This window comes from Brevundimonas denitrificans (assembly GCF_030160755.1).
Taxonomy (GTDB): Bacteria; Pseudomonadota; Alphaproteobacteria; order Caulobacterales; family Caulobacteraceae; genus Brevundimonas; species Brevundimonas denitrificans.
On record NZ_BSOY01000067.1, the window covers coordinates 7,501 to 15,599 of the forward strand.

The following is an 8,099-nucleotide window of genomic DNA, read 5'->3' on the forward strand; positions in this document are numbered from 1 at the left end:
CTCGCCCAGCGGCATCTCCGGTCCGATGGCGTAGACAGCGTCGCCCTTGTCCTTGAGAATTTCGGCGACCAGCATCGCGGCTCCTCCCTCTCTATATAGAGCGCGGGCGCGGACGGCCCGCTTCAGACGTCAGGGTCGCGCAGATCGGGCGGGGAAGCAAATGGATCGCGCCGTGATTCGAACGCCCTCGCCCAGGGGCCGATCAACAGGGCGCCGCAGAGAAAACCGAAGGCGTGCGCTTCCCAGGCGACCTGGGCGCCCTCCATCCCCGGCGCGAGCCCGACCAGGCCGGCGGCTGCGTTCACTCCCATGATCACCGCCCCCGACGTCAGGAAGCGCCGGTCCCCCAGGGATCGCAGGCCGCGCTCCCTGCGCCCCAGCAGCCGGAGCGCAGCGCCCATCAGGCCGAAGACCGCGCCCGACGCCCCGACCAGCGAATCGTAGCTGGCCGGATGGATCAGGCCGTAGCCGCCCGTGGCGACGAGTCCGCACGCTATATAGAAGAGAAGGAAGCCGGCGACGCCCTTCGGCCCGCCCATGAGCCGGGCGACCGGCGGGCCGAACGCCAGGGCCCCGACGGCGTTCATGGCCACATGGGCCCAGCCTCCGTGCACGAACATGGAGGTGAGGATCCCCGGCCACCACTGCCCATTCCACAGTGAAGACGGCCGGAAGGCCAGCGACAGCCCCCCGTCGGGCAGCCTCTCCTGCACGAGATAAAGGGCGGGCATCGAAGCGGCGACCAGCAGGGCCACCGCCGGGGCGTTCAATATCCGTTCGGCGGGCGCGTGGGTCAGATCAGACTCCGGGACGAGGCGATGGGCGCCGCCTGCGGCGCCAAACGTCAACATGGCAAGTGGTTCTTAATAACCATGACCCAGATTGGCACGCAGGGTCCTTGCCGGCCCGTAAACCATGTTTGCGTGGAGCCGCCCGCCATGAATCTCCGGACCAAGGCCCTGCCAGCCCTCGCCGCCGTCGCCGTGGCGCTGCTGGCCCTGCCCGCCGTGGCCGCGGCGCAGTCCGCGGGATCATCGGGACTGGGCGGCTACACGGCCGGCTACGGCGGGGCGCGCTATTCCACCGCCCGCCCGCAGTCCGGCTCGACGCGGGACGCCAACGGCAACCGGCTGATCGTGGATGGAATCATCCAGGCCGGCGCCAGCACCTATTCGAGCGCCACCGGCGGCGTGTCTTCCAGCTTTTCCGGGGCCGGCGGCGCGGGCGGAACGGCCATCGGCGGCTCCACCGCCATCGGCAACAGCCTGAACGTCGTGGTTCAGGGCAATCACAACACGGTCATCGTCAACTCGACCCAGGTCAACAACGGCGCCGTCACCGCCGGAACCAGCCTGAACGGCACGCTGAGGCTTCCATGATCGCTGGCTCCCTCTCACGGCGCCTGGGAACGGCCGGCGTCGCCTGTGCGGCGGCGGCCCTGCTGAGCGGCTGCATCTCGGCCTCGGCGGGACCGCAAGGCCTCTACGCCACGCCCATCGGCAATGCGCCGGTCACGGCCAATCCGACCCCCTACTCCGCCGCCCTCTACTGCATGGCCGACTACGCCCGGCGCTACAACCTGCCCTCCCCGCGCATGGCGATCGGCCGAATCAGCGACTACACCGGCACGGTCTCGGCCGACGGCGGACGCCAGATCACCGGCGGCGCCTCGCAGATGGCCATGACCGCCCTGGCCAAGTCCGGCGCGCGCATGGTTGAACGTTACGACACCTCCGTCTCCGAGATGGAGCTGCGCTACGCCAACAACCGGCTGATCGGCGACGACGGCCCCGGCGGCGCGGACGATGTCCAGTATCGCCGCATCCTGGCCGGCTCGGTGCCCGGCTCGGACTTCTACATCATCGGCGGCATCACCGAGGTGAACTACAACATCCGCTCGGGCGGCTTCGATATGGCCGCGGGCCAGGCGACCAGCCAGACGCCCCTGTCGACGGCCTTCGCCGGCAAGGCCTATGTGATGAACATCGCCATCGACCTGCGCCTGGTCCAGACCACCACGCTGGAGGTGGTCGATGTCGTTTCCTATCAGAAGCAGATCATCGGCCGGGAAATCTCGGCCGGCGTGTTCGACTTCCTGAACGGCAATGTCTTCGACATCTCGGCCGGCGAAGGCGGGCTGGAACCGGTCCAGCTGGCCGTGCGCGCCCTGATCGAACGCGCGACGGTCGAGTTCATGGCCAATCTCTACGGCGCCCCCGGGCCGGAAGTCTGCCTCAGCGCGGGCCCCGACCCGCTGGGCGGCACGGTCGGACCGACCGGAGGCTACTATGCCGCTTACCCCAACACGGACACGAACAATGGCGAAACCCGCGCGGATCCGTCTCGCTGGCACGATCGCCGCGACGATGCTGTGCGCCGCAGCCGCTACTGAGGCCGCGGCGCAGGACGGCGCCATCGTCCTGAACCAGCAACTGCAACTGGGCGACGTCTTCGCCGGCCAGACGCTCAACGTCGTCGATTCGCAGGACCAGGTGACGGTCGAGACCTCGGCCCAGGGCAACAGCGCCTCGGGCGCCGTCTATAACGGCTCGATCACGGTCCAGTCCGACCAGACCATGCAGGGCGACGCGGTGGCGACCACCGACATCACCCTGGGCGGCGACACCTGGGGGGTCGTCAACGCCACCACCCAGGCCGGCGGCAACTATCTGGCGGTCAGCGCCTATGACGCGACCCTGACCCTCGACGCGACCCAGACGACCGACGACGGCCTGATCAGCGCGACCACCGAAGTCGGCGACAGCAGCGCCCGCCTGCATGCCGGCGCGGCTGTGGGCGCCTCGGCCATCTCCAACACCGTGGCGGTCTACGGCCAGACCTCGTTTGTCAGCGGGACGATCGACCAGTCCTCGTCCGCCATCGTCCGCTCTTTCGGCCGGATCGAGAGCCAGTACATCCCGGCCGAGGCCAGCGTGAACAGTCAGGCGATCGTCAACGCCATCGCCGTCAACAGCGACAACACCTCGGGCCAGGACCTCAGCATCGCGCAGCGCTCCTTCGGCAGCTTCATCGAAGCCGAGGCCAGCGCCAACGCCGGCAACGCCTGGGATCTCGCCGCCCGCGCCCGCGCCACGGCCAACCAGGCCGTGCTCTACAATGAGGGCGGCTCGGTCGTGAACGCGTCGGACCAGAGGAACTCCAGCTTCGTCCGCGCCTCGGCCCTGACCACCGCCTATGACTACGGTCGCGCCGAAGCCTATGCCCGCGGCGCGGCGAACGAACTGTCGGTCGGCAACAACGACATCTATGTCGAGATCGACAACACCCAGTTCAACACCGGCGGGGTGGACGTGATCTCCACCTTCTCCGGGACGAACGGCTACGACGTCTCCGTCGGGGCGGACGCCGTCGGCAACAGCGTCACCGGCTATGCCTGTTCGGAATGCGAAGGCTATCTGGAAGCCGGCAACACCCAGACCAACTCGGGCGATGTGTCGGCGGTCGCCAATACAACTGTCGCGGGTTCCAACCGCTCGGTGATCACAGGCGCCAATGCGGTCGGAAACTCAGCCAGCTTCTACGTTTCGCGACCCGGAAATTAACATTCGGTAACTTGAGCCTCGTCGCCCGGTCGCCGAAGGGTTGCGCGGGGCGTCGGCGATAGGTGTATTGCGGTCCTTACCAGTTGTCCGGCGCGGCCCCGATCCGGGAGCCCTCGCGCCCTTCGGAAAGAGACCGATAATGCGTTCCGCCCGTCTGTTCCTGCTCGCCGCGGCTTCCTTCGCCGTGCTGACCGCCGCCGCCCCTGCCCTGGCGCAGGTCCAGCCGTCCGATCCATGGGCCCAGGCGACCAGCGACATCCCGGCGGACACGAACGTCCGCTTCGGCGTCCTGGCCAACGGCATGCAGTACGCCATCATGCGCAACGCCACCCCGCCCGGACAGGCCTCGTTCCGCCTGCGGCTGGACGCCGGCTCGCTGATGGAGAACGAGGACCAGCTGGGTCTGGCCCACTTCATGGAGCACATGGCCTTCAACGGGACGACCAACGTCCCCGAGAACGAGCTGCTGCGCATCCTCGAACGCCTGGGTCTCGCCTTCGGCGCCGACACCAACGCCTCCACCGGCTTCGACCAGACCGTCTATATGCTGGAGCTGCCCCGCACGAATGACGAAACAGTCGACGCCAGCCTTCACATCATGCGCGAACAGGTGTCCGAGGCCCTGATGGCCGCTGACGCCGTCGACGCCGAACGCGGCGTCATCGAGGGCGAGGAGCGCCTGCGCAACACCCCCGGCCTGCGTTCGATCAAGGCCCAGCTGGCGCTGCTCGCCCCCGGCCAGCGCGTCTCGCAGCGCCTGCCGATCGGCGACCTCAATATCATCCGCAACGCGCCGCGGGAGCGGTTCGTGGAGTTCTACGACGCCTATTACCGCCCCTCGCGCGCGACCTTCGTCGCCGTGGGTGACTTCGACGTGGACGTGATGGAGGCCAAGATCCGCGGCGCCTTCGAAAGCTGGCAGCCCCGCGCCGCCGACGGCCCCGAGCCCGACCTCGGCACGGTCGCGCCGCGCCAGCCGGAGACCCGCATCCTCGTGGAGCCCGGCGTCCAGTCCTCGATCCAGCTCAACTGGATCCGCAACCCCGACCGCGACCCCGACTCCGTCGCCGAACGCCGCGAGGACCTGCTGCGGAGCCTCGGCGTCGCTGTTCTGAACCGCCGCCTCGGAGAGATCGCCCGTACGGACAATCCGCCTTTCGCAAGTGCGGGCGGCGGCGAGGGCAATCTGGTCGACAGCCTCGACATCGCGTCGGTCTCGGCCCAGTTCGCGCCCGGCGAATGGAAGCGCGCCCTTGAGGCGATCGAACAGGAGCAGCGGCGGCTCGCGCAGTACGGCGTCTCGGAAGCCGAGCTCCAGCGTGAGATCACCGACATCCGCGCCAGCCTTGAGAACGCCGTCGCCGGCGCCGCCACCCGCCGTACGCCCCAGCTGGCGGGTGGACTGACCAATGCGGTCAATGCACGCGATGTCTTCTCATCGCCCCAGACCAACCTCGACCTGTTCAACGCCGCCGTTCAGGGCGTGACCGCCGCCCAGATCAGCGAGGCCGTCAAGCCGGTGTTCACCGGCGAGGGCCCGCTGGCCCTGGTCATCACCCCGGTCGAGATCGAAGGCGGCGAAGCCGCCGTGACCGCCGCTCTGGAGGCTTCGCGCCTAGTCCCCGTCGCGGCCCCGGCCGCCCAGGCCCAGATGGACTGGCCCTATGCCACCTTCGGCGCTCCCGGCGCCGCGCAGGATCGCCGCGAGATCGCCGAGGTCGGCGCCACGGTCGTCACCTTCGCCAACGGCGTGCGCCTGACGGTCAAGCCGACGACCTTCCGCGATGAGCAGATCCTGGTCAGCGTCCGCACCGGCATCGGCGAGCTGGGCATGAGCCCCGACCGCGCCGACCCGCAACTGCTGGCCGCCGCCATTGTGCCCCCGGGCGGTCTGGGTCGTCTGACCTTCGACGAACTCAGCCGCACCCTCAACGGCCGCATCTATTCGGCCGGCTTCCAGGTCGGCGGCGACAGCTACCAGCTTCAGGGCGCGACGCGTCCCGAGGACCTGGCGCTGCAGATGCAGGTCCTGGCCGCCTATCTGACCGATCCCGGTCTGCGGCCCGCGCCGATGCAGCTGATCAAGTCGGTCTTCCCGCAGCAGATCGCCCAGCTGATGGCCACCCCCGGCGGCGCCTTCCAGATCCAGGGCTCCGGCCTGCTGGCCAGCGGCGACAAGCGCGAATCACTGCCCACGGCCGAGGAGATCGCGGCCTGGACCATTGAGGACCTGCGGGCCGGCGTCACCAGCGGACTGGCCAGCGGCCCGATCGATGTGATCGTGGTCGGCGACCTGACCGTCGAGGACGCCATCGCCGCCGTGGGCCCGACCTTCGGCGCCCTCCCCGCCCGCGGTCCGGACGCACAGCCGGCCGCCGGCGCCACGGTGCTGCGCTTCCCGGCGCCGACGGCCGAGCCTGTCCGTCTGACCCACACGGGTCCTGCCGAGCAGGCGCTGGCCTATATCGCCTGGCCGACCACCGACGCCGTCGGCGACCGTACGGACGCGCGCCGGGCCTCGATCCTGTCCGAAGTGCTCAAGCTGCGCGTACTTGAGGAAATCCGTGAGCGTCAGGCCCTGGCCTATTCGCCGGCGGTCCGCGCCAGCGCCTCGGACGTCTATGAGGACTACGGCTCGATCTCGATCACGGCCGAGACGGCGGCGGACAAGCTGGACGCCTTCTACGCCGCGGTCGACGCGATCATCGCATCGCTGCGTGACACGCCGGTCACCGAGGATGAGCTGAACCGGGCCCGTCTTCCGGTCATCGAATCCCTGCGCCGCAGCCAGGCCTCCAACGAATACTGGCTGGCCCAACTCGGCGAAGTGGTCGACCAGCCCGGCGACATCGAGCAGATCCTGACCCACATCACGGACCTGGAGGCCATCACCCCGGCCGACATCCAGGCCCTGGCGCGCCAGTATCTGAAGTCTGACACGGCCTGGAAGGCCGTGGTCGTCTCGTCCAACGCTCCGGCGGCGCAATAGGCGAAAAAATGGCCCCGGTCCTTGCGGATCGGGGCCAGTTTGCTTCTCAGGATCGTCGACGGAGCCGACCGTCGCACTATGGGCCGCCGCGACTGACGCGCGGCTGAACGCCGGTGTTCACTCCCGCGTCAGAAAACCCGGCCGCCGACGCCGCCGTCCAGGGTGATGGTCGCGCCCTGCACGGCATAACCGGCCTGTTCGACCACTTCCTCGCGATATTCGGTGTAGGTCTCCTCGCGCACCCAGATCAGGATCTTCACGCCCGCGCCGTAGCGGCGCAGCAGCGAGCGTTCGTTGCACTCGCGTTCGGCCCGCTGCGGCCTGCACTCGATCCGGCCGCCGCGGCCGTGCCACAGGGCCTCGCCCTTGCGGCAGTCCATGGTCTCGCCGTGGCCGAAGTCGACGTCGCCTGAATATTCCGCCCAGGTGATCTGCAGCCAGGTGCCGGCCAGGCAGCGGTACAGTTCGCCCTCATAGTCGCCGTCCACGTCCCGGTCGGGACGGACCTGCGACGCCGGATGGGGTACATTGCGGTCGTCGATGCAGAAGGCGCGGATGACCACCCGCTTCTCCCACCGCCGCCGCGCCTCATAGGGCACCCGGATGACCTGCCGGACGCGCGCGCCCTCGACCATCAGGCCGTTGATCGTGGTCGGATAGGGCTGGTCCACCGTCACATAGGCCGAACCGCCGCCGCCGCCGCCGCCGCTGGAGAAGCTGCCGGCGCGGGCGCTGATCCCCGCCCGCGCGCCGGCGCTGGCGTTCGAGTTGGCGTTGGCGTTCACATTGACGTTGACGTTCAGATTGCCGCCCCCGCAGCAACAGGGCGGCGGCGGCGGATTCTCGCAACATGGAGGCGGCGGCGGCGGCGGCGGCGGCGGCGGCGGCGGCGGCGGGGGCGGGGGAGGCGGCACATAGTCCGGCTCGTCCGCACCGAACGCATAGCGCAGGCCCAGCGTCAGGGTGTGGCTGTCGTCATAGCGGCCCGTGAACGGGCCGGGGTTGGCGGCCGCCGTCGAGGTGAACGATTCGAACTCCATGTTCGACATCAGATAGCGATAGGTCAGGTCGAGGTGGGCCCGGTCGCTGATCGCGAAGGCCAGGCCGCCCAGGAACTGCGCCGCCAGCTCGGTCGAGCTGTCGTCGGCGCCGAAGCCGACCGTGCGGTTGCCGCCCAGCGTGCCCAGGATCTCGGTGTTGACCCGGTTGACGCCGGCGCCCATGCCGATGAACGGACGCAGGGCGTCGCCCTCGTTGCCGAAGTCGAAGATCACATTGACCATCAGCGCCGCAGAGCTGATCTCGCCGTCCGGCGTGCCGCACGGACCGGCCGCCGGCCCGACGGCGCAGATGCCCGTCGGCAGGCCCGGGTTCGGGTTGACGATCGACTCGATGTCGTTCGAGCGATAGCCGCCCTCGAGTTCGACGCGCCAGTTCTGGTCGAACCGGTAGCCCAGACGGGCGAAGGCCGCCCAGTCGTCCTGGGTTTCGATATCGAACTGCGGACCGCGCTGAGCGTCAGCCTCGATCGTGCCGAGCGTGTGGTA

The 8,099-nt window shown here is 69.2% G+C and carries 7 protein-coding genes (1 of these 7 running past the window's edge); 4 read left to right on the forward strand and 3 right to left on the reverse strand.

What is annotated here, in order from left to right:
- Both QQJ79_RS12625 and QQJ79_RS12630 read right to left on the reverse strand, forming a co-directional pair.
- Positions 1 to 75, reverse strand: the 5' portion of a protein-coding gene (locus QQJ79_RS12625; RefSeq protein ID WP_284223276.1) for a CBS domain-containing protein. It extends 351 nt beyond the left edge of the window; the window shows 75 of its 426 coding nt (coding positions 1-75); it begins with the start codon at positions 73 to 75; the stop codon falls past the left edge of the window.
- A 47-nt stretch (positions 76 to 122) separates the two neighbouring features.
- On the reverse strand, positions 123 to 851 hold the full coding sequence (locus tag QQJ79_RS12630) for a rhomboid family intramembrane serine protease (protein ID WP_284223277.1): 729 nt from the start codon (positions 849 to 851) through the stop codon (positions 123 to 125).
- An 87-nt stretch (positions 852 to 938) separates the two neighbouring features.
- On the opposite strand from QQJ79_RS12630, the gene hfaA reads away from it, so the two are divergent.
- From hfaA to QQJ79_RS12650, 4 genes are all read left to right on the forward strand, one after another.
- Positions 939 to 1,379: a holdfast anchoring protein HfaA gene (gene hfaA, locus QQJ79_RS12635; RefSeq protein WP_284223278.1), complete on the forward strand. Its 441-nt coding sequence runs from the start codon at positions 939 to 941 to the stop codon at positions 1,377 to 1,379.
- The gene (gene hfaB, locus QQJ79_RS12640; RefSeq protein ID WP_284223279.1) at positions 1,376 to 2,392 is read left to right on the forward strand and encodes a holdfast anchoring protein HfaB; all 1,017 of its coding nucleotides are present in this window, start codon (positions 1,376 to 1,378) and stop codon (positions 2,390 to 2,392) included. The genes hfaA and hfaB overlap by 4 nt, the downstream gene beginning before the upstream one ends.
- Positions 2,319 to 3,563 (forward strand): holdfast anchor protein HfaD, encoded by a 1,245-nt coding sequence (hfaD, locus tag QQJ79_RS12645; protein ID WP_284223280.1) that lies wholly within the window; start codon positions 2,319 to 2,321, stop codon positions 3,561 to 3,563. The genes hfaB and hfaD overlap by 74 nt, the downstream gene beginning before the upstream one ends.
- 139 nt (positions 3,564 to 3,702) lie before the next feature.
- A complete protein-coding gene (locus QQJ79_RS12650; protein ID WP_284223281.1) occupies positions 3,703 to 6,552 on the forward strand; it encodes a M16 family metallopeptidase in 2,850 nt (949 codons plus the stop codon).
- Positions 6,553 to 6,680: 128 nt separating this feature from the next.
- Here the strand turns inward: QQJ79_RS12650 and QQJ79_RS12655 are convergent.
- On the reverse strand, positions 6,681 to 8,099 hold a 1,419-nt coding region (locus QQJ79_RS12655; RefSeq protein ID WP_284223282.1), incomplete at its 5' end, for an outer membrane protein.

Excerpts from the sequence above, each read along its gene's own strand:
- QQJ79_RS12630 (WP_284223277.1), bottom strand. The coding sequence starts at position 851 with ATGTTGACGTTTGGCGCCGCAGGCGGCGCCCATCGCCTCGTCCCGGAG.
- hfaB (WP_284223279.1), top strand. The coding sequence starts at position 1,376 with ATGATCGCTGGCTCCCTCTCACGGCGCCTGGGAACGGCCGGCGTCGCC.
- QQJ79_RS12650 (WP_284223281.1), top strand. The coding sequence starts at position 3,703 with ATGCGTTCCGCCCGTCTGTTCCTGCTCGCCGCGGCTTCCTTCGCCGTG.
- hfaA (WP_284223278.1), top strand. The coding sequence starts at position 939 with ATGAATCTCCGGACCAAGGCCCTGCCAGCCCTCGCCGCCGTCGCCGTG.
- hfaD (WP_284223280.1), top strand. The coding sequence starts at position 2,319 with ATGGCGAAACCCGCGCGGATCCGTCTCGCTGGCACGATCGCCGCGACG.